24 protein-coding genes and 1 other annotated feature are annotated in these 25,620 nt (G+C 32.2%); of the genes, 15 read left to right on the top strand and 9 right to left on the bottom strand.

Annotated elements, in window-relative coordinates; genetic code table 11:
- Positions 1-61 precede the first annotated feature (61 nt).
- Complete coding sequence (locus ACONDI_RS06245; protein WP_241080610.1) at positions 62-727, top strand: hypothetical protein; 666 nt, start codon at positions 62-64, stop codon at positions 725-727.
- Positions 728-790: 63 nt separating this feature from the next.
- On the opposite strand, the gene ACONDI_RS06240 is transcribed toward ACONDI_RS06245, so the two are convergent.
- Together ACONDI_RS06240 and ACONDI_RS06235 are read right to left on the bottom strand one after the other, a co-directional pair.
- Positions 791-1,204 carry a hypothetical protein gene (locus ACONDI_RS06240; RefSeq protein ID WP_241080609.1) on the bottom strand — a complete coding sequence of 138 codons (414 nt, stop codon included), beginning with the start codon at positions 1,202-1,204 and terminating at the stop codon, positions 791-793.
- A gap of 268 nt (positions 1,205-1,472) precedes the next feature.
- Positions 1,473-1,634, bottom strand: coding sequence for a hypothetical protein (locus ACONDI_RS06235; RefSeq protein ID WP_241080608.1), 162 nt, complete (start codon positions 1,632-1,634; stop codon positions 1,473-1,475).
- A 337-nt stretch (positions 1,635-1,971) separates the two neighbouring features.
- On the opposite strand from ACONDI_RS06235, the gene ACONDI_RS06230 reads away from it, so the two are divergent.
- The 4 genes from ACONDI_RS06230 (at position 1,972) to ACONDI_RS06215 (ending at position 5,737) form a co-directional block, all read left to right on the top strand.
- Positions 1,972-2,403 (top strand): hypothetical protein, encoded by a 432-nt coding sequence (locus tag ACONDI_RS06230; RefSeq protein ID WP_241080607.1) that lies wholly within the window; start codon positions 1,972-1,974, stop codon positions 2,401-2,403.
- Positions 2,404-2,488: 85 nt separating this feature from the next.
- Positions 2,489-2,716: a hypothetical protein gene (locus ACONDI_RS06225; RefSeq protein ID WP_241080606.1), complete on the top strand. Its 228-nt coding sequence runs from the start codon at positions 2,489-2,491 to the stop codon at positions 2,714-2,716.
- Positions 2,717-2,822: 106 nt separating this feature from the next.
- Entirely contained in the window at positions 2,823-3,671 is an 849-nt protein-coding gene (locus tag ACONDI_RS06220; protein ID WP_241080605.1) for an aminotransferase class IV, read from the top strand.
- Positions 3,672-3,967: 296 nt separating this feature from the next.
- Positions 3,968-5,737, top strand: a complete 1,770-nt coding sequence (locus ACONDI_RS06215; protein ID WP_241080604.1) for an SLC13 family permease — start codon at positions 3,968-3,970, stop codon at positions 5,735-5,737.
- A gap of 60 nt (positions 5,738-5,797) precedes the next feature.
- Here the strand turns inward: ACONDI_RS06215 and ACONDI_RS06210 are convergent, their stop codons facing one another.
- Entirely contained in the window at positions 5,798-6,157 is a 360-nt protein-coding gene (locus ACONDI_RS06210) for a VOC family protein (RefSeq protein ID WP_241080603.1), read from the bottom strand.
- 166 nt (positions 6,158-6,323) lie between these two features.
- On the opposite strand from ACONDI_RS06210, the gene ACONDI_RS06205 reads away from it, so the two are divergent.
- From ACONDI_RS06205 to ACONDI_RS06175, 7 genes are all read left to right on the top strand, one after another.
- A complete protein-coding gene (locus ACONDI_RS06205; RefSeq protein ID WP_241080602.1) occupies positions 6,324-7,637 on the top strand; it encodes a metallophosphoesterase family protein in 1,314 nt (437 codons plus the stop codon).
- On the top strand, positions 7,634-10,555 hold the full coding sequence (locus tag ACONDI_RS06200) for an ATP-binding protein (protein WP_241080601.1): 2,922 nt from the start codon (positions 7,634-7,636) through the stop codon (positions 10,553-10,555). Before ACONDI_RS06205 ends, ACONDI_RS06200 begins: the two co-directional genes overlap by 4 nt.
- 105 nt (positions 10,556-10,660) lie before the next feature.
- The gene (locus tag ACONDI_RS06195; protein ID WP_241080600.1) at positions 10,661-12,058 is read left to right on the top strand and encodes a stalk domain-containing protein; all 1,398 of its coding nucleotides are present in this window, start codon (positions 10,661-10,663) and stop codon (positions 12,056-12,058) included.
- A gap of 214 nt (positions 12,059-12,272) precedes the next feature.
- A complete protein-coding gene (locus ACONDI_RS06190; RefSeq protein WP_241080599.1) occupies positions 12,273-13,172 on the top strand; it encodes an early set domain-containing protein in 900 nt (299 codons plus the stop codon).
- 23 nt (positions 13,173-13,195) lie between these two features.
- Positions 13,196-14,044, top strand: a complete 849-nt coding sequence (locus ACONDI_RS06185; protein ID WP_241080598.1) for an alpha/beta hydrolase — start codon at positions 13,196-13,198, stop codon at positions 14,042-14,044.
- Positions 14,045-14,079: 35 nt separating this feature from the next.
- Complete coding sequence (locus ACONDI_RS06180; RefSeq protein WP_241080597.1) at positions 14,080-14,955, top strand: nitroreductase family protein; 876 nt, start codon at positions 14,080-14,082, stop codon at positions 14,953-14,955.
- Positions 14,956-15,363: 408 nt separating this feature from the next.
- Positions 15,364-16,302, top strand: coding sequence for a TIGR00266 family protein (locus tag ACONDI_RS06175; protein ID WP_241080596.1), 939 nt, complete (start codon positions 15,364-15,366; stop codon positions 16,300-16,302).
- A 104-nt stretch (positions 16,303-16,406) separates the two neighbouring features.
- Here the strand turns inward: ACONDI_RS06175 and ACONDI_RS06170 are convergent, their stop codons facing one another.
- The 3 genes from ACONDI_RS06170 to ACONDI_RS06160 form a co-directional block, all read right to left on the bottom strand.
- Complete coding sequence (locus ACONDI_RS06170) at positions 16,407-16,622, bottom strand: hypothetical protein (protein WP_241080595.1); 216 nt, start codon at positions 16,620-16,622, stop codon at positions 16,407-16,409.
- Between the two features lie 138 nt (positions 16,623-16,760).
- On the bottom strand, positions 16,761-17,399 hold the full coding sequence (locus ACONDI_RS06165; protein ID WP_241080594.1) for a hypothetical protein: 639 nt from the start codon (positions 17,397-17,399) through the stop codon (positions 16,761-16,763).
- 171 nt (positions 17,400-17,570) lie between these two features.
- Positions 17,571-18,425, bottom strand: coding sequence for an RDD family protein (locus ACONDI_RS06160; RefSeq protein WP_241080593.1), 855 nt, complete (start codon positions 18,423-18,425; stop codon positions 17,571-17,573).
- Positions 18,426-18,619: 194 nt separating this feature from the next.
- Between ACONDI_RS06160 and ACONDI_RS06155 the strand changes: the two genes are divergently transcribed.
- Positions 18,620-19,420 carry a DUF4349 domain-containing protein gene (locus ACONDI_RS06155; RefSeq protein ID WP_241080592.1) on the top strand — a complete coding sequence of 267 codons (801 nt, stop codon included), beginning with the start codon at positions 18,620-18,622 and terminating at the stop codon, positions 19,418-19,420.
- 48 nt (positions 19,421-19,468) lie between these two features.
- On the opposite strand, the gene ACONDI_RS06150 is transcribed toward ACONDI_RS06155, so the two are convergent.
- Complete coding sequence (locus tag ACONDI_RS06150) at positions 19,469-20,590, bottom strand: response regulator transcription factor (protein ID WP_241080591.1); 1,122 nt, start codon at positions 20,588-20,590, stop codon at positions 19,469-19,471.
- A gap of 512 nt (positions 20,591-21,102) precedes the next feature.
- Positions 21,103-21,404 (top strand) — a binding site (T-box leader).
- Positions 21,405-21,458: 54 nt separating this feature from the next.
- Here ACONDI_RS06150 and aroF point away from each other — a divergent pair.
- Entirely contained in the window at positions 21,459-22,469 is a 1,011-nt protein-coding gene (aroF, locus tag ACONDI_RS06145) for a 3-deoxy-7-phosphoheptulonate synthase (RefSeq protein ID WP_241080590.1), read from the top strand.
- Between the two features lie 32 nt (positions 22,470-22,501).
- Here the strand turns inward: aroF and ACONDI_RS06140 are convergent, their stop codons facing one another.
- Positions 22,502-23,500 (bottom strand): serine O-acetyltransferase, encoded by a 999-nt coding sequence (locus tag ACONDI_RS06140; protein ID WP_241080589.1) that lies wholly within the window; start codon positions 23,498-23,500, stop codon positions 22,502-22,504.
- Between the two features lie 161 nt (positions 23,501-23,661).
- Positions 23,662-24,924, bottom strand: coding sequence for a Gfo/Idh/MocA family protein (locus tag ACONDI_RS06135; RefSeq protein ID WP_241080588.1), 1,263 nt, complete (start codon positions 24,922-24,924; stop codon positions 23,662-23,664).
- Positions 24,925-25,098: 174 nt separating this feature from the next.
- Between ACONDI_RS06135 and ACONDI_RS06130 the strand changes: the two genes are divergently transcribed.
- The gene (locus ACONDI_RS06130; protein WP_241080587.1) at positions 25,099-25,473 is read left to right on the top strand and encodes a hypothetical protein; all 375 of its coding nucleotides are present in this window, start codon (positions 25,099-25,101) and stop codon (positions 25,471-25,473) included.
- Positions 25,474-25,620 lie beyond the last annotated feature (147 nt).

The following is a 25,620-nucleotide window of genomic DNA, read 5'->3' as shown; positions in this document are numbered from 1 at the left end:
TAATTCAAATTAAAGAAACAAAAGAAAAACTATAACTTGAAAGGTTAAAGGTGTGATACTATTGGCAATTATCCTCCCAGATAGCATAGAAAATAGAGAAACCTGGCTAAAAATAATAGATCATTTGTATGAGATTCAATCTAACAGCAATGACATGGTATTATTTGGCTCATCTGTTTACGAAACGGATGGCGATGACTTTGATATTTGTATAATTATTAACAGTTTTTTTAATATCCAGTATTTAATTCAAAACATTGAGTATCACAAAAAACATATTGAAGAGGATATTAATAAAGAGGTTCATGTTTGTTATTTGTATGTAGGTGATATCAGGCAATTTGTTAAGAATTATCTTGTATATAACATTCTCTTCAAAATAGGAGTTAGCGTTAAAAATATAGATTACAGTAAGTATTATCTATTGCCAGGGGAAAGCGCATACAAAGAAAGTAATGAAAAATTGACTGATATAAAAAACATGATTACTGAAGAGCTAACTAAAGATAACCCGGACCAGAATCTGATTAATGAATCTAAGGAAACCATTATCAAAGAATTATCTGTAAGAATGTCATTATTTGATCAAAATGTTACCGGACATGCCTTATTTACATCTTATAAAAGAATAAAATTTATTTTAGAGGTAACAGATACTAATAACCTGCTGTTGATATTAGACAAATTTTTACAGTTAAAAGCAAAAAAAGCTGTTATACCTACTTAGAAAGTATAACAGCTTTTTTTATTTCAAAGCTTATTATTTTATTATTTTAGTTATGCTCAGAAGTTAGGCAGATTTTTTCTTGCTGGCTGAACTTTGTACCTGATTTGACATAGTTTCAAAAGTTTTATTCATCAAATTCATCCAGGTTTCAAATTGTTGTTCTGCTGCTTTAAAAGGGGCTGTAGTTATTTCTGAATCTGGCATAGTGTTGATAACATTAAAAGGATTAACAAAATTAGCCATGTTGTTCTCATTAATTTTATTTGTCCATTTTTTCATTACCTCTTGTTGTGACTGAGCTAGCTGCTGCCAAACAGACAAACTTTTTGAGCCAAATTTTGTAGCAAAATCATTTAAGTTAAGTTCAGTAGTTGTTTCCTCAAGTAATGATAAAAATTCTTTTTGCATCTTCAAACAATCATTCATACCCTCTTTACAATTTTCTCCAAATGTTTCGAAAACTTGGTTCTTAGTCATTAATAAACCTCTCCTTTTTTCTTAAACATCTTTACTAATCTTTCATAATTAAGATTGCTTATTAAGTATATCAACTTTACTGAACATAGTATTGTAAATTCTATCTATAAATTTGTATTATCTTGTGGTAAAAATCTCCCACATAAATAAAAGCAAGAATTCTCCTAAGGAATCTATAAAAAAGAGGAGCTTTCTTGCTATTATTTACTAAAGGGACAAAATAAAACATAGTGATATTTTTCACTTTTTTGGTATTTTATAAACCCATTTAGGCGACAATTTCTGGCATTATACTTTTTGTTTCTTTCTCAAAACAGCTGCAGCATACAGCAATTTCAGTTTCGCTATCCTCACCACGAATAATTACCTTGTAAGGGTGATTCGCTTTAACAACTTCTTCTTTTCCGCATAATTCACAACTATAAACCATATAAATTCCTCCTTAAAATAATTTTATTATGTAACATTAATCAAAATTCGATTTTAGCATTTCATTCCAAAACTGATTGTAACATACTATTTGTGTTCGTGCAACTATTCACAAGTATTTTTTTAAAATAATTTTAAAAGATAGCATTATAGCTAATTTAAATTGTTATATTAATTTCGTAGTAATGCAGAATGTTATTGTGAACATATAATGAAAACAAAAATTTTTAGTCTATACTAACAGAATCTTCAAAGATTCTCTATGCAAGGAGTGATGTTTCATTACATTTTATAAAAAAGAAGGTTTCGCCAGGGCTTTAGCTGCTTCTGCTTTATTGTTGGCTGGAGTTGTATACCTTTTTGATGATGTGCTTATAAAGTATTCTGGTCAAATAGTCGGCGGAGGAATACTTGGGGGGTTATTAGTATATTACAATATTCCAAGAGATCCCCAAAAGACAATAAAAAAAGTAATAAAAAATAAAAAAATCTATATTGATCATGAAGATGACGATAACGATGAAGTAAATGAATGGCCAAAAATAATTAGCTGTCAAGATAAGGATTACGGTTATTATTTGAGAATTGCAGTGCCAGAAGGTATAACTGATCATGAGTTTTTACAAAATAAGTATTATTTTGAATTTAAGCTCAGGGCTATTACTGAAATTTTCGAAAGAAATGGCGAAGTTCACATGATGGTCAGAGATAAAAACCAGCCCAAAACTAAACAATGGAAAAAAGATATCCCTAAAGGGAAGGTAAAATGAATTATAATATATGTTATTATAGAATTGTTTAGAGTATAGATGTATAATGGAATTAAGAAACTTTGAAAAAAGGGGTATGATTTTAATGGAAGAAAAAAATAATGAAAACAAATACCTTACAAAAGAAGAAGTAGTCAAGTTAATTGATGAAATGTTGGAAGAAAAGTTAAAAGGCTTAGAAGAACAACTCAAAGAAGAATTAAGAAAAGATTTTTGGAACGAAATTAAGAATGAAAAGCCCCCTACAAAAGGAAATAGCGAAGTAAGAAAGATGACAGCAGCCGAAAAGATCAAAAAAAGCTTATTTAGTTAATTTACTATTTATTCATATCTTTTGCCGTATCATTTGTCTTGACTAAACAATTAATATAGGTAGAATAAGGGGTGAAGTATTATTAACATCAGGGGGAGGATAAATCTTGAGTGCTTTAGCATATATAAATGGAAATTATGTTGATCTATCGAAAGCAAAAGTAGATGCTCTAGATAGGGGGCATATATATGGTGATGGTCTTTATGAAGTTATTGCTATAGAAAATGGACAGCTATATCAAATTGATGAACATTTAGAACGTTACGAACAAGGTGCTAAAGAAATGTTATATGAAAACCATCCATCTTCTTCAAACCTAAAAGAGATTAGTCAAAATTTAATAGATAAAAGTAAAATAAACAAAGGAATGATTTATCTTCAGGTAACACGGGGGACTGCTCCAAGGGCTCATGCTTTCCCAAAACCACAAAAACCCAACGTGTTCTTGTTTGTTAAAGAATTAGCAGACCCCAATGATACCCAAAAACAGGACGGTGTTAAAACAACTTTAGTGCCGGATGAACGCTGGAACAGATGTCATGTTAAGAGCATAAACTTATTACCTAATTGCTTCTACAAAGAAAAAGCCAGACAAGAGGGATATTTTGAAGCTATTCAAGTAGATAACTCCAAAATAACTGAGGGTACTAGTACAAATGTATTTGGGATAAAAGACGGCATTATATATACAGCACCATATGGTTCAAAGGTTCTTCGTGGGATTACCAGAGAAACTATATTAAAACTTGCAAAACAAGAAAATATTACGGTTAAAGAAAATTTTATCACTGTAGAAAACTTTTTAAACTGTGATGAGGTTTTCATTACGAGTACTACTATTAAACTCCTTCCGGTAAAGCAAGTAGATGAGGTAAGTTTTTCTGTCAATGAATATGAAACAACATTTTTACTTCAAGAAAAGCTAGAAGAATATATCGAAGACGAGTGTAATTAAAGGAAAACTATCCTTGTAGATGGTTGTTAAAACAAGTATATACTTAGAGACCTGGTTTTTACTATTAACCAGGTTTTTTTATTTTCTCAGTAAAACAACTTTTTTATTGAGTTCTGAAATTTTTTAAAATTAAGAATACTTAAATATGGGAGGAAAGTCAGATTTGTTACAAGAATAACATATTTGAATAATTGTGAAATATATGAATTTTTAAACACATTGCGTAATTACTCTATTGGTTATTAATACTGGCCCACGGGCAGTATTACATAAATATTATAAAGGAGGGTTATTCTTTGAGTTCTTCTAGCACTTCACTTAAAGAATTTTGGAACTATCTCTGGCAACTTCACTACAGGACTAAAGACATAATGACATTAAAATTTGCTAGACCAACCTACATCAACGAAAAAATAGCAGAAGAAATCGAGAAAAACGACAGGAAAGAAATGAAAGAGAATACGTTAAAGGCTGAAGACAAAGAAAAGAGTGATGATGAATTACTCGACACAGAAGACATCATACCAGGCGGAGATTCGGAAGGAGGTGGCGGGGGTAGTAACATGGACCCTGGTGAGAATTACGGAACCAGGCAAAAAGTTGGACTATTCTTAGGGCCAGCATTGTTTATATTTTTCTTATTGATACCTACCCCTGCAGAAATGTCAGTTGAAGCCCAAAGAGTTCTTGCCTCAACTGCCTGGGTAGCATGTTGGTGGATCACTGAAGCTATACCAATCCCTGCAACATCGTTGCTGCCTGTAGTATTGTTCCCTTTGACTGGGGCTTTAGAAGCAGGAGAATCGATGGAACCTTACGCCGATGCCAATGTGTTTCTATTTTTGGGTGGTTTTACAATTGCAGTTTGTATGGAAAGATGGAATCTTCATAGAAGGATTGCACTGAATATCATAAATATACTTGGAACTAGTCCAGTTCGGTTAGTTCTTGGATTTATGGTTGCAACTGCATTTTTATCAATGTGGATATCAAACACTGCTACTACGATGATGATGATGCCAATAGCTTTGGCAGTCATTGTTAAAGTTGCCGAAATAGTACAAAAACAAGATATGGACATTGATGTGAGACAAGGTAATTTTAAGTTTGGCACAGGATTAATGCTCTCCATTGGTTACGCTGCCTCGATTGGAGGTGTGGCAACCCTTATTGGAACTCCACCAAACATCATCTTTGCAGGTGTTGCAGATGAGATGTTTGGGCAGACGATTGGATTTGCTGAATGGATGTTTTATGGGCTACCTTTGTCTGCAGTATTTTTGGTCATCGCTTGGGTTTACATGACCAAAGTTGCTTATCCACCTGAAATGGATGAACTTCCCGGTGGGCGTGAAGTAATCCAAACTGAATTAAAAGATATGGGTCCGATTACTTCTCCTGAAAAAAAGATAGCTATTGTTTTTGCTTGTGTGGCTGTAGCTTGGATTAGTCGTTCGTTTATTTTGGAAGATATCTTTCCAATGATTCATGATGCCACAATAGGAATATTCTTTGCTGTAATTACATTTTTGATTCCAATTGATATTAAAAGGGGAGAATTCCTTAACAATTGGGAAACAGCAGTTAAAGTTCCCTGGGGAATTTTGCTACTATTTGGTGGAGGACTCTCTATCGCTAGAGGTTTTCAAGAAACTGGTCTAGCAGAATGGATCGGTGAGAGACTAGGATTCTTGCACGGCGCTTCTATGATTCTTATAATGCTTTCTGTTGTAGCTCTTGTAATATTCTTAACCGAGATCACATCAAATACTGCTACGACATCAATGATGATGCCTATTATGGCTTCTATGGCAGCAGCTATGGAAGTTCATCCATATGCACTAATGATAACTGCTGCAACTGCTGCATCATATGCATTCATGCTTCCGGTGGCGACACCACCAAATGCAGTTGTTTTTGGAAGTGGTTACATTACAATTCCACAAATGGCCAAAGCAGGTGTTTGGTTAAATCTTATTGCAATTATAGCAGTTACAATTATGGTGTATTTATACTTACCGGTAGTCTGGGATATTGATGTGTTTAATTTCCCATCGGGGTGGTAAAAATTTAAAATTCTATACAGAAATATTTAACAAGGAAAAGCCCGGTGAAAAAATTAAAAATCACTGGGCTTTTTGTACAAATTGAATATTAACTCCATTAGGATCTTTCACAAAGAAAAACTTTATATTAGGAGTAGGTTGAAAAGGACCTGAAATCTCTAAACCTTGACTTGTCACAAATTCAAGCTGATCATCAAGGGATTCTACTTCAAAGCCAAGAAAAATTCCTCCAGGATTATCTGCAGGCTTTTGTTCAGGATCGTATATTAATTCTACTTTTGTTTCTCCTTTACCCAAGAAGTAAACCTCAACGTTGCCCACATTAAAGTTATCACTTATATCAAGACCTACAACCTTTTGATAAAACTCCAAAGACTCTTTTATATTTCCAACTCTGATTGTACACCAGCAAAACTTCATTTGTATCTCCCTCCATTCCAATTGATTTTTTCAGTACCTAAATTATATGACTATTTAGCTATCTAATCAATATGTAGCTTTCTAATTGTATCTTTCCAGTCGAACTAATATTTGGTATAATAAAGTTTAACTTATCATAAGTATGGGTTTTATGGAGGATAATAAAATGCGTAAATGTAAGTTCATTCATGCTGCAGACCTACATCTAGGGACACCTTTACAAAGCTCTTATAATCTTCCTGAAGAATTATCCAAAATACTTCAGGAGGCTACATATGATGCCCTGGAAGGAATATGTGATTTAGCAATCTATCATGATGTAGATTTCATCATATTTTCTGGTGATGTATTCGATCAGGAAGCGCGTTCTATAAGGGCTTTGGAGTTTTTTAAAAAGCAAATAAATAAATTAAAAGAAAATAAAATTTTTGTTTACATGATAGGTGGCAACCACGACCCAATAAACAAAGAAACTATATCATTTTTCAAAGATTGTGAAAACCTTTGGATATTTGGAAGTGATAAAGCTGAAGAAAAAGACTTTTTAACCAAAGATAATCTATTGGTTAGAGTAATTGGACAGTCATATAGAAGTAGAGCTGATTCTAGAAAGATGGCTAATTGTTTTAACCCTGTGGATGATTTTAGCTTTAATATTGGGGTAGTTCATACTCAATTAGATCCTCATAACAATAATTACGTTCCCTGTTCACTTACGGAGCTAAAGAGTAAAAAAGATATTGATTACTGGGCATTAGGCCATATCCATAAAGGTAAGATTATTTCAGATAATAAGCCAACGGTAGTTTATCCCGGAACTCCTCAAGGAAGACATGTTGGAGAGGAGGGCCCCAGGTACTGTGTTTTAGTAACAGCAGAAGACAAAAATATAAAGGATATTAGTTTTTTATTAACTTCACCTGTTATTTGGTATGAGATAGAAGTATCAATTGATGAATCTTATAAGCTAGCTCCAAAAAATATTGTAGAGCTAGAAGAGCTACTTATTTCCAAAATAGAAGAGATTAATGACATTAATAAAAAAAATATAAAAGGGCACATGATCAGATGGGTTATTACAGGAAAAACTTCTTTGCACGAACAGCTAGAGGAACAGCAAGACGAAGTTAAAGAAAAAATTCTTGATACTTTAAGAAGAAAATTTCTTAGTGAAGATAGTTTTGTATGGAGCGATTCTATTTTATTTAGAACGAATAAACCATTACCTTCAGTTGAAAAATTAAAAAAACAAAGTGAAATCTTTGGATACTTAGATGAGTTAGCTAGAGAATGCCTTACTGACAACAGTTTGAAAAATGAAATAATAAAAGAACTTGGAGAAGTTTGGGAGTGGGAATCAGATCACGAAAATTATAATGAAGATAGGCTTCAACTTAATGAAGAAATTCTATCAGCTCTAATTGAACAAGCTAAAGAACATTCTATAGAAAGTCTCCTTGAAAGGAGAGAAAAAAATTGAAAATTAAAAGACTCAGGATAGACGATTTTGGAATTATTAGAAATCAGACAATTGAAGATATATCCTCTAATATGGTCGTTATAGGTGGGCCAAATAGATCTGGTAAAACAACTTTTAAGAAATTGCTAAAATGTCTTGGTTATGGTTTTAAGGGTCAATCTAATCTTCCTTCGCCTAATAACAAATATAGGGTAGAGGGAGATTTTATGTTAGAAACAGGGGATAAGTTTCAGTTATTAATCGAAGGACATTCTGAGCCTAAGGTTAGCTGTTTACAAGGTGATTTTAGTAGAGTGAAAGGATCTACTTGTCTTTACAATAACCTTGATATGTTCACATATCAGCAGTTATTTACCATTAGTCTGGAAGAATTGAAGCGCCTACCTGATAATCTAGATAAAAAAGAAGAAGACAAACTTCAATCAGTCTTGTTAGGGGCTGGATTAAAAGATATTATTCAAATTTCGCCCGTCGAGAAAAAACTTAGAAAAGAAGCAGAAAAAATTGGAGGCAAAAATGGAAGTCCTAATGTTAAAGAATTTAAGCCATTTTATAATCAAATAAAAGCAGGGCTCGAGTTAAGAGATAGAGCCAAATCACAAGTAAATATGTATTATCAAAAATTAAATGAAAAAAAAGAGTTAGATGACCAAATAAAAGAAATCCAGGACCGGTTAGATGATCAATCTTTAATATCTACAAGACTAGAAGTGTTAGAACACTGGTATACAGATTATCAAAAATTAACTGATCTAGAAAATTCTTTAAATGCCCCTGATATAAAAAACCTTTTACAAGAAGAGTGCTATATATCCCTGGAAAAAATTGATCAGTTTATAGAAGAATATCAAAACTTAAGTAATGATATTGAAACTGCTTATGAAGCTTTTGTTAACAAAATTACTCAAAATTATTTAGATAAAGGAAAATTAGAAAAAGAAAAAATTGTTTCAGCAGTAAAGAAATCTTTAATAACCAATTATAATCAGATAGATATGTATTATAGGCAGGCATCTGGCTTAAGAGAAAGACTCCAAAGATATAGAGAAGAAAAAGCAGAAATACAGAATACTGAATATAACTTAAAGATTGAAGCTAACAAGGTTTCAGACGGACTAGGAGATAGTTTGGACAAAATTACAAATATGAAACTAGATAATTTGAATAAAGATGCACTTATTAGATGTATAGAAGAATATCTAGAATTATCGAGACAAAAAAATCAAGTTTTAGAGGACAAAAAGAGTTTCGAGGAAGAATTAAATCATTTAAATTCGCAGTTAGCAAAAATTAGAACTCCTGAAAGCATAAGTTATTTAAATAAATACTTTATGTTTTCTTTAATATTTGTGATAGTCGGAGGTATAACAGGCTTAGTTAACATTTTGCTTGGAACTCTAATCGGTAGTGCTGGAATAATAGGTGCCGGCTTATATATATTGATCAAACATCAAAATACCAGCCATGAAAGATTACGCAAAGATGATTTGATGTTTCAGATTGATAAAACACAAAAACAGCTAGAAATAGAAATAGAAAAAGAAAAGGAATTGGTAGAGGAGATTAAAGACTTAGAAAACAAGATTGAATGGTATAAACAAAATATAGGTCTTAATAAAAATATTGCTGTTGAGATGATCAAAGAACATTTACATCAGGTTATCACTTTAAATGAAAAAGTTGAAAACTTGAAATCCTTAAAAATTAACTTTGAACAAAAGAAAATAAATTTAGTAAATGAATTTGAAAAACTTTATACATTAATTGATGAAATTTACACTAAGATGTACCAAACAACTAGCTTGCAAAATGAAATCTCTAAAGAAGAAGTACTTACTAAAGGCGAAAATTTACTTATTAAGTTAGAACAGCTTTTAGAATTATCAAAAGAAGCACTAGAAATTAAAAGGCTTGAGCAAAGAAAAAAAGATTTAGAAGAAAAGATGATAAGTGAACTTAATTTAAATGAAATTAGTGGAACTAAAAGCATATTGTCTACGTTAAAAACGTTAAAAGACAGGATAACAAAGCAGGAAAAATATAGACAGCTAGAAGAAGAGTTAAGTATATTAAAAAGTCAGCTGGTTTCTTTTTTAAAAATGGATAGGGTAAAAGAAGCTTTTGGAATAGAAGAAGACCATCTAGTCCAAAATGAAGAACTCATAAAAAGGTTTCGCAATTATTGGAAGGAGTATGCTATTGTCAAAGAAATAAAAGAGTCAAAGAAAGAAAATGAAAGAAAAATTGCAGAGTTAAAAGAACGATTAGACAAAGCTAAAGACAATACTAAACAACTAGAGCTAGAACTAAAAGATCTAGCAACAGATGAAAATATACAAAAATCACAGGCTAAAATAGATTCTGCTAGAAAAGATTTAAGACCCCTAGCTGAAAAATATGCGGTTAATAAAGTAGCAGCATTTCTACTTAAAGAAGCTAAGTCAAAATTTTTAAAGAAAGCTAAAGAAGACTTATTAAAAGAAGCTAATGTTTATTTTGAGAAAATAACTGATGGTGATTATAAAGGGATTATGCCCGTTCCTGACCTAATGAACTCAGATTTTCATATAGAAAGTAAAAATGGAGAGATCGTTCAAACAACTGATGTTTTAAGCAGAGGTACTAAAGAACAGCTTTTTTTGTCAGTGAGACTTAGTAGAATAAAAGAAATAACACCACCCCTTCCGGTTATTTTAGATGATACACTGACAAATTTTGATATGTACCATTTAGGTAGAACAGTTTCTCTTCTAACAGAGTTATCCAAAACACATCAAATTTTTATACTTACCTGTCATCCCGAGTTAGTTAAAGCTATTTTAGATTACAGTCAGAGCGCTCAGTTTTTTAGCCTGAAAAATGGAGTGTTTTCTCCTACAAAAGGAGAGGAGTTAATAACAAATTTAAATAGAAGATGAATAAATTGTCGAAACCGAGCAAATAGGTAATAACTTTATGATATAATTAAGAAAGTTAGGATATTTGTGCCAGAAAAGACGTAGAGAGGAGATGCGTATACAAAAATGTCTATTAGTCAAAAAACTTTATATCGTGGTTATTTTGTTTTAGTTATATCTTTAACTATATTTTTATTAATGATGTTTAATATCGAACTTGTTCATTCAAAACAAGAAATAGAAGTTATGATAAACGATAAACCAGCTGTATTCACAGATGCTACACCATATATTGATTCAAATAATAGAACAATGGTACCTATCCGGTTTATCTCTGAAAATCTTGGTGCAGAGGTTGAATGGGACCCACAAACAGAGACAGTAACAGTATCTAAAGATGAACTTCATATTGAATTACAAATAGATAGTGACATAATCTCTGTTAATGGCATTGAGGAAGAAATGGATACCAAAATGGTATTCAATGAAGAATATAACAGAAACTATGTTCCTTTGCGCTTTGTGTCAGAAAATCTTGGTTCAAGCGTAGATTGGAATAGAGACAACTCTGTAATAACAATATCTATAACAGATAAAGTTGATGATAATAATGATAAAGGCAAAGAATTTTATGGTTTATCTATCGGAGATAGTAAAGACTCAGTTATAGAATTATTAGACAAACCTGATAGAAAAGACCCAAGTGCTTATGGTTTTGAGTGGTGGATCTATAATCATGATTATGAAAATTATCTACAAGTAGGTATTAATGGTAATAATAAAGTTGTTAATTTGTATAGTAATTCAAATAACTTAAATTTCAAAGGCCTTAAAGTAGGTTTAAGTGAGAAAGAAGCAAAAAAATTATTTCCTTATGAAGAAACAGTTGAATATTCAAATGAATCAGCCGATTATACTATTAACCAAAGTGATAAAAGTCCAATGGAAAAATACCTGGTAATTACAGAAGATGATATCGCCTTAGAGATATTTATTGATATACATAACAATAACTATATTACTTCTGTCAGACTTAGTGAACCTGAGTTTGTACTCGCTTCTGGCAATTACTCAATCAGTTGGACTTTTAGTGGTGATTCCCCAGAACATCAAGCACAAGACCTATCTGAACAAGAACAAGAAGAGGTTAACCGTGCTAATGAACTTCAATTATTTGATTTAGTTAATTCTATAAGAGTTAGAATGGGAATCGATCCACTAGATTTTCATGAGGAAATAGCTGTAGTTGCTAAAGAGCATTCAATAGATATGTATGAAAACAATTTTTTCAGTCATACTTCTCCAACTACTGGCGGTCCTGGAGATAGGGTGACTAAAGCAAATATATTATATTCGTCAGTTGGCGAAAATATAGCATTTGGACAGTCGGATGCTATAGAAGCTCACGAAAATTTAATGAACAGTCTTGGACACCGTGAAGCTATATTAAACCCGGTATTTCAAGCTTTAGGTACAGGCGCTTATAATAAATATTATACACAAAAATTTATTACCCCTAGATAGACTTTTAGGCTCTTTCGGTATATAATTAAATTACCATATATTAATAAAATTTGTTCGATAGTTTTGGTATGTATTCAGTCCTGGCCATTGATATGTGGTCAGGATTTTTAAATTAATTCGATAGTTATAAATAACATATTCAAAAACAATACGTCTTAAATAATACAGTACTAATATAGACTTAATTCTTACTAAAATTAGGAGGAGAACACTTTTGGAAAATATAAAATATTTAATATTAATTTTACTACTCGTTATTAGCATTGGTACAAGTATGTCTGCCTTTAACAAGACTAATGAACTTGAAAGAGCCATCAACAATATTGAAGGGCTTAATAGAAATGAATATAATAGTTTATCATCACGAATAAGCTCACTAAATAACAGTTTGAGACAACTAAAAGAAGCAGAAAAATGGATAGTGTCTAAAGACTTTCACCCTAATACAGAAAACTCTACTCAAGATGAAATTATTTTAGATCTTGCCTGGAGCTTTAGAGAGTTAGAAAAAGATGCTTCTGTATTAGTTGAATACAGCAGTAATGGTAAAGATTGGACTAGGCAAGAAGCAGACAAAATCTCTGACACCAGTTATCTCGCTACTTTAAATTTAGAGCCTGAAAAAACATATAAGTATAGGTTTGTAGCTTCTGGGGAGGTATACAAAAGTAGTGACGAGAATATAATCCCAAACCATTATTACAAACCAGCCCTGGCAAGGATTACGAATATATACCATGGAAGCAGTAGAAGTATGGCCGGACCTAGTAATTATGGAATTGAGTTGTTTCAAGACAAGCCTATCTTTGACTTTTTTGAAGTTAAGGATATATACATGGACATAGAATATCAGGAAAATAACGATGAAACCATTAAATTAGATAAAGGAAAGTTAAGTGATAAAATAGATTCAAATCAACATGACTTTAGTCATAGAACAGAGGTTGGCGAAAAAAGTATCTCAGATTTTGGAGAAGGTCAGATATTCTCAGCTAGTAAAGATTTTGATAAAGAAGTAAAAAGAATATCAATAAGAGCTATTTATAAAAACGGTCTTATTCACGAAGGTGAATTATGGCCAAGTGAAACTTATTATCTAAATATTTATCCATAAAACAAGCTAGGCAGGTGATATTATTGCCAATAAAATCTATATTAAATGTATTTATAATTTTATTAATAATTTATCTAGTAATAGTTGTTCTTACTTATATTTTACAAGAAAAATTATTATTTCACCCTGTATCATTACCAAAAGAACCTTTTAGCGAAAAAGAAAAAGAACTCAAAAACATTGAAAGTATAAATATTAAATCAAATGATAGTACAAAGTTACATGGATGGCTTGCAAAAGAAGACAATAGTAATAATAAACAAGAAAAATCTCCCCTGGTATTATATTTTGGTGGTAATGCCGAAGAAGTTTCTCACATGGTAGAAGTTAAGGACAAATTTCCAGGATATTCATTAGCTCCTTTTAATTACAGAGGCTATGGTTTAAGTGAAGGCACACCTACAGAAGAAAAATTGTTTTCTGATGCGTTAACAATATATGATTATATGGCTAGTAGGGAAGATATTGACGAAAATAATATCGTACTAATGGGTAGAAGCCTTGGTTCTGGCGTTGTGGTTCATCTGGCAAGTAAACGAGAAGTAAAAGGTTTAATATTAGTAACTCCCTATGATAGTATCACTAATGTGGCTAAAAATAAATTACCTTTTTTGCCTGTTTCCTATCTTTTAAAACATAATTTTGACTCTGTGAACAAAGCACCCAATATCAAAACTCCAATGCTAGCCTTAATTGCAGAGAATGACAATCTTGTTCCTCCTGAACATGGCAAAAAATTAGCCAAAGAGTGGGGAGGAGAGTATGAATTAAAAGTTATCAAAGATAAAGACCATAACACCATTGATATGAGTGAAGACTTTTGGAAAAGTATAAATTCTTTTATCTCTGAACTTAATAAATTAAAGAAGTAAGAAGGCAAAATAGTAAAAAAGGAGCTTGATCATATATGGATATCAAATTTTTTAATAAAGATATAACAGAAGTTATAAAAAAACGAAGCTCTATTAGAACTTATAAGCCAGTGGCTTTGTCAGAAGAAGTTGAGTCTGACCTTAAAAACTACTCTAATTCTATAGAAAGCCCCTTTTCCTCAGAAGTACGTTTTGTTTTTTTAAACGATGATTCTTTTGTAAAAGAAACCGGTGGCAAAATTGGTACATATGGAGTTATCAAAGGTGCCAAAAACTTTGTTACCGGGGTAGTAAAAGAGGATGAAGCCTATAGTCTTTTGAATCTTGGATACACTTTAGAAAAATTAATTCTTTATGCAACTTCTCTAGGACTTGGAACCTGTTGGCTTGGTGGTACTTTTAATATTAAAGGCTTAGATAAACTCACAGGTCTAAAAGAAAATGAATTCCTACCTATTATAACCCCAATTGGCTATCCTGACACCAAAAAAAGCATGATTGACAAAATAATGAAAACTGCTGCAGGCTCTAAAAAACGAAAATCATGGGAAAAACTATTTTTTAATAATTCCATTAATTCGCCAATCACTAAAGAAAAGGCCGGCTACTATGAAACACCACTTGAAATGGTAAGATTAGCGCCTTCAGCCTCAAATTTTCAACCATGGCGTATTATTAAAGAAAATAATAACTGGCATTTTTTCATGGAATATTCAAAAGTTGTAAACAAAGCTATAGGATTTGATATTCAAAAGATAGATATGGGGATAGCAATGTGTCACTTTGAACTATCAGCACTAGAAAAAGGACTAAATGGACAATGGATTATTAACGATAAATTAGACATTACATGTTTTGAAGGAATAAATAACCTGCAATATATAGCTACTTGGGAAGAACACGGTTCATAATTGTCTCTTTGAAGCTTGTGCTTGGTTCTACATTAGCTGTTTGTCCAATTCCCATTTTTACCAAATTTGCTCCTATACCCGCAATGACTCCACCTGTAAACCTATCCTTTATTTTAATTATGATCACCTCAATTTGGTTAAAGTAAAATCAAATTATTAGTTTCATAATTATTTTTTGGTTAAATAAGCTAATTTATTATTACTAATTTAAACCATTTACTAATTATTATTTCACAATCACCCTTAAGGGTGATTTTTTATTTGTAAAATTAACCTAAAATTATATTAATAAATTTGTATATTCACTTAATATAAGTCTGATAAAAGATGTCAAAATAGCTTTTGGCTACAATGGTCAAAGTTAGCTAATAAACTCAAAAAAATAAAAGAAAAAGGATGGTGAAAAAAATGTCAAATTGGTATATAACAAAAGAAGGTAAGCAGTATGGACCTTATGATTGGAATCAACTTCTACAACTTAAAGGTGATAATTATTTAAACAAAAATGACTTAGTTTGGTCAGAAAAGCTAAATAATTGGACACCTGCAAGCCAAATAAAAGATTTGTTTGTCAACCAAGAAAACATCTCAAATGCTAATAATGTAAGTGGGTTAAGCGTAAGGTCTAATAATAATATTAATAATTCTAAAAAGGAGCTGAAGGGATTGAAATATCAAATCTTAGGTTCAGTTATGCCCATGGTGGAGATAATGCTAGATAAAGATGAAAGACTATACGCTCAAAGTGGCGCTATGCAGTGGATGGATCAGAACATCAAAATGGATACTGAAATGAAAGGTGGTGTTTTTGGAGCATTCAAAAGAAAAATGTCCGGGGAAGATATGTTTGTGCAATATTTTACTGGATTAGATGATGGTGCAATAGTTGCTTTTGGTCATACTTATCCTGGAAATATCCTTCCTTTAGATATTTCCAAAGGAACAGTTATTTGTCAAAGACGTTCTTTTTTGTGTGCTTATGAGTCTGTAGATTATGACATCCATATTCAAAGACGGCTTGGTTCTGGATTCTTTGGCGGGGAAGGTTTTATTATGCAAAAGTTATCAGGACAGGGGCTAGCTTTCATCGAAATAGACGGAGAGTGTATTGTGAAGGATTTGGCTCAGGGAGAAAAAATCAGAGTAGAAACAGGTTCAGTAGGAGCATTTGAAGAAGGGGTTAGCTTTAGTATTGAAAGAGTAAAAGGAATAAAAAATATGTTTCTTGGCGGCGAAGGGATGTTTTTAACCACTTTGGAAGGTCCAGGGAAAGTGTGGCTTCAAACAATGCCTATACAGAGTATGGCAGGAGAACTTTATCATTATCTACCTCTAAGCAATAATTAAATATACACTTTAACAAAAATAAGTGAGTTAGGAAAATAACAATCCTGACTCACTCTATTTTTTGTTTGATTTGTTATTTTATAATTTTTTTTAGTTATAATAGGTTATTGGTCATCACAGCCGCCATCATCATAGTCATCACAGCTGTCATTATCATTATCTGATTCATTACCATCAAGCCTATTTTGATCATTAAGGTAGAAAGGTACTGCCCCTCCACCTGCACCTATTCCACGTCTTCGTTTACCGCCTTTTAACAATGGACGAATTATAACAAGATAGACAAATATAAGAATAAATATTACCGAAATAAAATCCATTTTATTCACTCCATTCTCAAATTATTATTTTATACAAATAAACCAACAGAATCACTCCTAGTAAAACTGACACAGTAGTTGTGAGAATTACCCTTGACTCCTTATCCACGTAGACCACCGCCTGTTAAATGAAATAATTTATTCGTTTATAATATCATCATCTGTTATTTCTTCCTCTTCTACTTCAGTTTCATCAACATCAAGTATCTCATTTAAAGTTTCTATATCCCAAATTTCAGCTAGCCCAGTTAGTTCTTCAATTTCGGCAGCGAAGTTAGGATTCTCCCACCTTTGCATAAAGTTTCCACTGCTATAGGTCATGTTTTCTACAACAATTATTCCTGAATGTATTGATTCATCTTCACTGCCATACAGTTGAAACTCAACAGTTTGGCCTGGAGAAATAAATTCCGCAACACCTGTCTCTGCGATTTGCCCTGGTACATAATTGCCATCCGAATCTATAAAAACAACAACTCCTTTAATAGTACGTATTTGTGCATTCGATACATTGGTTATGCTAAAATCATAAGTAGTTGGTAGAGGATAAAACATATCCTTTCTTATTAATTTAGAAATTTCTACAGGTGATTTCCCCTCTTCAGTAAGCTGGCTTATACTTTTGGTTACATTCCCTTCTGAGCTAGAATCATTTAGACTTTCTTTTGCTTCTACTTCTTCGCTATTCTGATTACATCCAAATGTAGTAATTGCAAATAAAAACAAAACAAAAAGCAAGGTGATGTATCGAAAATGATTAGTTGAATTTTTGTTCATTCATATCCCTCCTAATCCTGGATTTATTACTTTTATTGTACTCAATTTAATCAACCCTGCCATCACCCTTTAAGGTGATATTAAGAATCAAAATTTTTTACACTGAAATAAGGTATATAAAGCAGAGCAAAAAAAGTCACTCTACTTTATATATATCTAGTTTATCTAATGCTACCTGTAATCTTCTTTTAATATAACTTGGGTCTTAGCAAATCTATCCCCAAGTCTTAAACCTTTTTTATCAATAGCTGCAACTAATGGTTCAGCAAAACTAGCAATCATATTTAACCCTGGTATCCAACTTAAAACTGCACCTATCACTGCTGCAACAACGTTCCTTTTAAAAGAGTCTACTTTATTACAAGGTTTGTTGTCAGTCAAACGGACTACCATCAACCCTGCAGCTCTTTTCCCATAGCTTTGACCATTTTTAAGCCCGTCACGAACAAATGAATAAACTATACTCCATCCAAAACCTATAATAATGCCGATTATCCCAAGAGCCCATTCAAAGCCACTAGGAGTAATCCATCCATCAGAAGCAATATACCTATAAATTGGCATTAATGCTATAGGAATTAAAATAATTAAAGGTACCATGGCGACAATCCCGTCTACGATATATCCTAAAATTCGTTTTCCCATGCTTGCTTTAGGGTAGTCATAAGCAAAGTCACCCGAGCCTGACATAACATCTCCACCAAAACCAGGAGGGTTTGGTGCTAACGGTGGCGGAGATGGTGGCATAGATGGAGTTGGGTTTGACATTACAGCATTAGAAGGTGGTGGCGGTGGCGGAGGTGGACTAGAAGATTTTTGATCAGTAGTTGATGCAGCAGAAGATGAACTAGCATGTGAAGAAAAAGATGATTTGGACAGCGTTGGTGGTTTAGCTGGTATTGGAGATGTTGGAGGCTTTGGTGGCATTTCTGAATCGTTCTCTAGCATCGAATAGCAATGTTTACATTTTACTGCTTTTGATAGAATCTCTTCTCCACAAAATGGACATTCTTTGTAATTAGACATTAAAATCTCCTCCTATCAAAGTTAATACAAATATCAATTTAATTGATTAACTTTAGTTTATAGTGAAACAATCATAAAAACATCACCCTTAAGGGTGATGTTTTTATGATAAAGAAACATTATGATTAAATTATCAATTAACTCATATATTATAGAATACTTTTGTAATGGAGGGGAGAGAAGAGAAAACAAAAATGAAAAATAAAAGTGTTTTTTTGAAAGTAACTATAATATTACTTGTTTTGTTTTTCATTAATGGTTGTGCAAATGAAATGGCTGAAGAAATTACAACACACGATTTGGCAAGAGATTTAGCAGAAGACAATCAACTAAGTGAAAGTGGGATAGAAAAAATAATAAAAGAAGGCATTATTTATCTTGATACTAAAGATGTAAAAGATGCTTCTGAAAAAATTACTAAACTATTAGAAAAATCGGAAGGATTTGTAGAAAAATCAACATTTCAACAACAAAATGACATTCATTACGCCACAATGATTCTTAGGATAGATAGCGCTGAGTTTGACTCATTAATGGATGAACTCTCAAATATTGCAGATGTTACAAGAATGGAAAGCTCAACTTTAGATGTAACTGAAAAATATATTGATTTAAGAGCTCGCATTGATGTCCTAGAGGCACAAGAACAGCGGCTCATTCAACTCCTAGACCAAGCTGATAATATTGAAGAGATTATAAATATCGAAAAGGAATTAACCCGCCTAAGGGAAAACATTGAAAGTAGCCAGGGTAGAATGAATTATTTGGAAAGGGCAATTGACTATTCAAAAATTACAGTTTATTTACAACATAAGATTACTATAACAACCACACCTGATAATATAATCACTGGGTTTTTATATAGCTTTCAAAATGGCTGGAATACATTTGTAGTTGCTATGGTAACTTTACTAAATGGCATTTTTATGATTTGGCCTTTTATTATCCTGCTTGGAGTCTTTGCCTATTTTTTAATCAAAAAAATAAAAAACTAATAAAAACACTTTACATGCGTGAATAGACTTTTTGCACCAGAATCAGCGTTAATTTTTATATTTCTTGATATTTAATGCTATAGATAAAAGTTCACGTTTTTGTGTTACTCCAAATTTAGGGTAAATATTTCTAAGGTGAGATTTTAATGTGTTATCACTTATAAAAAGTTGTTCAGCAATTTCTTTGTTTTTTAAGCCTTTTAAAATTAGTTTTGTAACTTCTTTTTCTCGTGGTGTTAGATTTTCTCCAGGGAGTAGCTGACCAAGTAAAATATCAAAAATATCTTTTTCTTCAGCAAGAGTTTCATCTTCCATGGTAACTGCCACCATAGTAGTAAAATCACTATTTATTCTTTTATTTAACCAAGGTATAACCAAGTGAGTTAAAAAAATAGCTGTCGCAGCAAATACAGCCATTATCAATCTATGAGTTTCACCAATCTGAAATATTTGACTACCTATTATATTACCTGCAAATATGCTTGACACCATCACACCCAACACATAACCAAACAATTGATAAGGTGCACCATAAATAAAAGCTAAATTACCCAGAGCAACCCATACAAATAAATCTAAAAAAGCAAAGGATGATTCTACTAAGGTATGAGTTAAAAATAACCCTACTATATTATCTCCTAAAAGAGCAAAGGAGACAAAAGACATTCCCAAAAGGGTAACCCCCATATAAACTAGCAGGTAATATTTTATTTTACTGCTTAATTTAAAAATTATAAGTAATACTAAAATGTAGGGTAAGTATGTATAATTCTTAAAAAAAGGTAACTCTCCTTCAAATGAAGGAAGCATTATATTATACATAAATCCACCGTTCAAAAATAATCCCGCAACAAATATACAAAATATTATTAAAGTTTTTGGCAGGGGGAGTGGGGAGTCATCTTTTTTAGTATTTTTTGCCGGCTTTATTTCTAACTTTAACAATTCTGGTATTTTGACCAGAATAACCATAGAAGCAATCAAAGGTAATATAGCTACAGTCAAAAGCTGAATTGATGATAAATAAGTTGATAGCCAATTAATTAAAACAAATACAGCATTAGATATAATTATTATTGCAGCCATAGTTTTAATTTTATTGTTAAAGGGGATACACATTGAATACAAACAACTCCAGCCTAATATATAAACAGAAGATAAAGCCCCCATTATCCCCATAAATATTAATAGTATAGTAGAGTCCAAAAATATAAAAACTATATTAAATAAAATAATGACCGTAAGACTTGTTAACATAACTTTTTTCCATATATAAATATCTCTTAGAAAAATTCCACCAAAAATAAAAAAAACAGCATGACAAAAGACAAAAATTAGAGGTAGATTACTTAAACCATCTACAGAGTTTTTAACTGTAAATACTTGAAGTACCGGACCATAGAAAGGAAAGGAAAGTAACCACCCAAAATGAAAAGCAAGAGATAATATTATCGCACTCTGGTATTTATACTCATTCATGTTCAAGCCTCCAAAAATTATCTATTATCTGCCATATAGTCATATTATATCATTTTAATAGTTATTTGTACCTGATTTGTATTTTTTTCTAAGGATGCTTCAAAAATAATTTTAGAAAATCACCTTGACATTCTGTGTGAACTTATGATAACTTATCTAAAACTAGGAAAAATTCTAATTTTTAAAGAAACTATAATATTAAATTAAAAGCTATGAAGAGGTAAAGTAGATTTAAAATCACTTCTTTACAGCGAGCCGGAGATGGTGAAAGCCCGGTAAGTTATTTTAAATTGAAGTTCACCTCGGAGCTGCAGGCTGAATGCGTAATGCTAATAGGCCGAGCCGTTAACTCCTGACGTTAACCTGGAGGGTATATCGGAAATTATGAATTATATTATTATGTTACTATAATATTCTAATTTCCCGTATGCTTTATGAGCGGGTTCCTTTATGGAATCAATCTGGGTGGTACCGCGTGGTGTATGTAATACTCCTCGTCCCTTTTTTGGGATGAGGAGTTTTTGTATTACTTATAAAAATTATATTAGGGGGTAATAATATGATTATTATTATGGAACCATCAGCAACAAAAGAACAAATTGAAAAAGTAGAAAATAGGTTAGAAGAACTAGGGTGTAAAACACATCCAATTTATGGTGAGGTGAAAACGGTAATCGGAGTTATAGGTGACAAAAGACATTTGGACAATGATCAACTAATGATGTATCCCGGTGTGGAAAACATTGTGCCAATTATGAAACCATACAAATTAGCAAGTAAAGAGATACAAGAAAAAAGCATTGTTAAAGTAGGAGATGTTAAAATAGGCGGAGACGAGTTAGTAGTTATGGCAGGTCCATGTGCTGTAGAAGATAAAGATGACTTCTTCGTAACAGCGCATAAAGTTAAGGATGCAGGGGCTAAAATATTGCGCGGTGGTGCTTTTAAACCTAGAACTTCTCCTTACTCTTTCCAGGGACTTCAAGAAGAAGGGCTAAAAATGCTAGATACAGCTAGAAAGGAAACAGGTTTAAAAATAGTTACGGAGGTTATTGACACAAGAGATGTTGAAACTGTTGCAAAATATTCTGATGTGTTGCAGATAGGAGCCAGGAATATGCAAAACTTCAGATTATTACAGGAAGCAGGTATGACAGAGAAACCAGTTTTACTAAAAAGAGGTCTTGCCGCCACAATAGAAGAATGGCTTATGGCTGCAGAATATGTAATGTCTGAGGGGAACTCCGACATTATATTGTGCGAACGGGGTATTAGAACTTTCGAGACAGAAACTAGAAACACAATGGACATTAGCGCAATTCTAGTAGCTAGAGAACTGTCTCATCTTCCTGTTGTTGCTGATCCAAGCCATGCTTCTGGTTCGTGGAAGTATGTAAGCGGTTTATCAAAAGCAGCAGTAGCTGCAGGGGCAGATGGGTTAATTATTGAAGTTCATAACGACCCAGCCACGGCTATGTGTGACGGTACCCAGAGTTTGAAACCAGATAAATTTGCTAATCTTATGGAGAGCTTAAAACCAATAGCCGAAGCGGTTGATAGAAATATATAAAATTAAAAGAGGGCTTTTGCCCTCTTAATTATTTAACCTTCGTCAAAAAGTTCTTCCTCCGTTGACTTATATTTATCATTTTTATAGAGAAGTTGGGGTTTTTCCATTATTACCTGGGTATCAGGAGGTACAGATTCTGTCAACCAAACATTACCACCTATTACAGATCTCGCACCTATAGTAGTATCTCCTCCAAGAATAGTAGTACCAGAATAGATTATAACATCATCTTCTATATTAGGATGTCTCTTTCTACCTCTAAGCTGTTCTCCAGCATCTTTAGGGAGGGATAATGCTCCAAGGGTAACACCTTGATATATCCTTACATTTTTGCCAATTGTAGTAGTTTCACCAATAACGATTCCAGTTCCATGGTCTATTGCAAACCTTTCATTAATCTTCGCTCCGGGATGTATATCGATACCAGTTTTACTATGTGCATGTTCTGTCATTATCCGAGGTAATAATGGAACATCATTTTCGTACAAAACATGCGCTACCCTATAAACAGTAATAGCATAAATACCAGGATAGCTAAAAATTATTTCGTCATAACTTTTCGCGGCAGGGTCTCCATCAAAAGCTGCTTGAACATCAGTAGCCAAAAGTTTTCTAATATTAGGGATTTCCTTTAATACCCTAAGTGCAATATCGTACCCCTGCTCATTACACTCCTGACACGTTAAATTGTAACGATCACAGTCATGACGAATGGTACTGATTATTTGGTCAGCTAACATACTATAAAGCCTTGTTACAATTTGGCCAATATGAAAATTTAAATTAACAGGATCAAGTTTATCAGAGTTAAAATAACCAGGATATAGAACTTCAAAAAATTTATCAATAATCTCTATAACAGATTCTCTAGATGGTATTGGCTCAAAATCTACATGGCTACCAAATCTTTGCTCATTATAACTCTCGATAATATTTTGAGTTACCTGGGGAAGCTTTTTTCTGTATTTCGCTACTAGGTCTTCCTCATTAATTTCACACGATAAATCTGGCGAATGCTTGTCGTCTGCCATTTTCTTCCTCCTAACGTAGTGGTAAGTTATAAAAATTATCATTAAAATATCAAATATTAATTGATAAATAATCTTAATGATAAATTATACTAGTATAATATCACAAAGAAATGTTTTTTTAAATATATTACCTACATCTCATGGTTATTAAAGCCATATGGCTAATGCGGGCTTAAAGACAATTCATTTCTTAAGCTAGAAAGGGAAACAGGCCTGTTCTCTTTTCTTGACTTTTCTGCAGCAAAAGCTGCTAAATGACTTTCAATTGATAATTCCAATGTTGTTAGATTTTTATTTTTATCACTTTCTAGTTCACCCAAAAATTTATCAAATTCTTTTATCATAATAAAATCCCCACCACCATGTCCTCCTCTTTCTACTGAGGGGGATATAATGTTTTCTTTGCCCCTATAAGGGTTAATCCAAATTTTATTACGGGCAAAATCTGCTCTTATTTCACCTTTTGTTCCAAAAATATTTGTTATTCTCGTCATCTCTTTTGATAGACCTGTGATCGTAAAGTTTACTCTTATATCATCTTCAAAAAGAAGTGAAGCTGTTAAAAATTCTGGCATTGTATTATCACACAGATAAACACATTTGCCAAGGCCAGTAAATCTAACGCCTACTTTTCTAAAATACTTCGATGGCATTTCTTCAATTATATCTTTAGGCCACGGAAGATCATCAGTAAGGTAGATATGTCGTGCTGAGTAAGGACAGTTCGGCTCAGCTTTACAATCAAGGCAGTTTTCTCCCGCATCATCAGGGTGATTCTCTTTATTAAAGTACGTTTTTCTGCCACCTGCAAAAACTTCAAGGCATTTCCTATTTAGGAACCAATAAAGTAAGTCAAAATCATGAGAGCTTTTTGCCAAAAATAAAGGAGCTGAGATGCAGTCATTTCTCCAGTTTCCTCTGACATAGCTGTGTACGAAGTGATAATAGCCTATATGTTCATTATGGTCAATTGCTTTTATCTCTCCAATTATTCCTTTATTAATAACATCTACTATAGTTCTATAAAAAGGGGTATAACGAAGGGGATGTGTCACTAATATTTGATTATTATGTTCTCTAGCTTTAATTACTATATCTTTAAATTGCTTAAAATCAGGCGCAATTGGTTTTTCTAGTATTATTTTATAACCTTTCTCGATCCCTTTTATTGTGGGATAATAGTGATGATGGTCAGAAGTAGTTATCATAATAGCATCAGCTAACCTGTTTTTATCAAGCAATTTTTCGTATGATTTAAATTGTTTTCGAATTGAAATATTATGTTCAATAGAAGCTTGTTTTCTTTTAAAAAAATTTGGCTCTGCAACGGCAATTATTCTCGTATTAAGACAATGATTTTTAATATAGCGCCCATATACTTCTCTCCCACGACGTCCTGCACCAATTAATGCAACAGTTATCATCATTTGACCTCCAAAATAGAATATAGCATTTATTATTATATCTTAAAAAATAAATCTTAAAAATACATTAAAGTTCACTTATAAAATGCCTTCACGGCAGGTGAAAAAATGAGTTTATAGAATATAATCATGGGAGATTACTAAGATAACTATTAACTACACGAGGTGATAACTTTGCAAAATATATGGATATTTATTTTAGCGATAGGCGCTCTTTTACTGATTTTTGGCCTAATTTTTTTATTTTCTGTTATTTTATTAAGACGAGCAACTAAGTCTGTAATTAATTCTTTTAGAAAAAACAATGCTCTAGAAAAACGAAATGCAAAAACAAGAGAAGAGTTGGGGTTAATACAACAAAGCGCAACAGAACGACTAGTTAAAGCTCCAAATTATAAATTAAATGCAATGGAATTATTAATTGATTTGGATGTTATTAGATTAACTTTTGATCAGAGGCTATATCTTTCAGAAGAAAAACTTGAATCACTAGAAAAAAGAAAAAAAGAAGGAAGTTTAAAACTTTGGAAAATATTGATATCTAAATAAAAACAATAATATAAACATGTTTACTACAAATTCCTAATTTTTAAAATTAATAAATAAGGTTAAAGGATACAACATTTTTATGTAGAATTGTGATATCACCTACGTTTTTAATACCAAAAAATGACACTGTTAAGGAGGCAGAATTAA

It is taken from the genome of Natranaerofaba carboxydovora (assembly GCF_022539405.1).
In the GTDB taxonomy this organism is placed as follows: Bacteria; Bacillota; Natranaerobiia; order Natranaerobiales; family Natranaerofabaceae; genus Natranaerofaba; species Natranaerofaba carboxydovora.
The sequence above is the reverse complement of the archived record's forward strand: the minus strand, read 5'-3'. Positions and strand labels throughout refer to the sequence as shown.

What these genes read in the sequence shown, in the direction of transcription:
- ACONDI_RS06195 (WP_241080600.1), top strand. Translation starts at nt 10,661, where the DNA reads ATGTCTATTAGTCAAAAAACTTTATATCGTGGTTATTTTGTTTTAGTT.
- ACONDI_RS06150 (WP_241080591.1), bottom strand. Translation starts at nt 20,590, where the DNA reads ATGGGGGCTTTATCTTCTGTTTATATATTAGGCTGGAGTTGTTTGTAT.
- ACONDI_RS06210 (WP_241080603.1), bottom strand. Translation starts at nt 6,157, where the DNA reads ATGAAGTTTTGCTGGTGTACAATCAGAGTTGGAAATATAAAAGAGTCT.
- ACONDI_RS06240 (WP_241080609.1), bottom strand. Translation starts at nt 1,204, where the DNA reads ATGACTAAGAACCAAGTTTTCGAAACATTTGGAGAAAATTGTAAAGAG.
- ACONDI_RS06155 (WP_241080592.1), top strand. Translation starts at nt 18,620, where the DNA reads ATGAAAAATAAAAGTGTTTTTTTGAAAGTAACTATAATATTACTTGTT.
- ACONDI_RS06170 (WP_241080595.1), bottom strand. Translation starts at nt 16,622, where the DNA reads ATGGATTTTATTTCGGTAATATTTATTCTTATATTTGTCTATCTTGTT.
- ACONDI_RS06225 (WP_241080606.1), top strand. Translation starts at nt 2,489, where the DNA reads ATGGAAGAAAAAAATAATGAAAACAAATACCTTACAAAAGAAGAAGTA.
- ACONDI_RS06175 (WP_241080596.1), top strand. Translation starts at nt 15,364, where the DNA reads ATGTCAAATTGGTATATAACAAAAGAAGGTAAGCAGTATGGACCTTAT.
- ACONDI_RS06160 (WP_241080593.1), bottom strand. Translation starts at nt 18,425, where the DNA reads ATGTCTAATTACAAAGAATGTCCATTTTGTGGAGAAGAGATTCTATCA.
- ACONDI_RS06165 (WP_241080594.1), bottom strand. Translation starts at nt 17,399, where the DNA reads ATGAACAAAAATTCAACTAATCATTTTCGATACATCACCTTGCTTTTT.
- ACONDI_RS06235 (WP_241080608.1), bottom strand. Translation starts at nt 1,634, where the DNA reads ATGGTTTATAGTTGTGAATTATGCGGAAAAGAAGAAGTTGTTAAAGCG.
- ACONDI_RS06135 (WP_241080588.1), bottom strand. Translation starts at nt 24,924, where the DNA reads ATGATAACTGTTGCATTAATTGGTGCAGGACGTCGTGGGAGAGAAGTA.
- ACONDI_RS06180 (WP_241080597.1), top strand. Translation starts at nt 14,080, where the DNA reads ATGGATATCAAATTTTTTAATAAAGATATAACAGAAGTTATAAAAAAA.
- ACONDI_RS06205 (WP_241080602.1), top strand. Translation starts at nt 6,324, where the DNA reads ATGCGTAAATGTAAGTTCATTCATGCTGCAGACCTACATCTAGGGACA.
- aroF (WP_241080590.1), top strand. Translation starts at nt 21,459, where the DNA reads ATGATTATTATTATGGAACCATCAGCAACAAAAGAACAAATTGAAAAA.
- ACONDI_RS06140 (WP_241080589.1), bottom strand. Translation starts at nt 23,500, where the DNA reads ATGGCAGACGACAAGCATTCGCCAGATTTATCGTGTGAAATTAATGAG.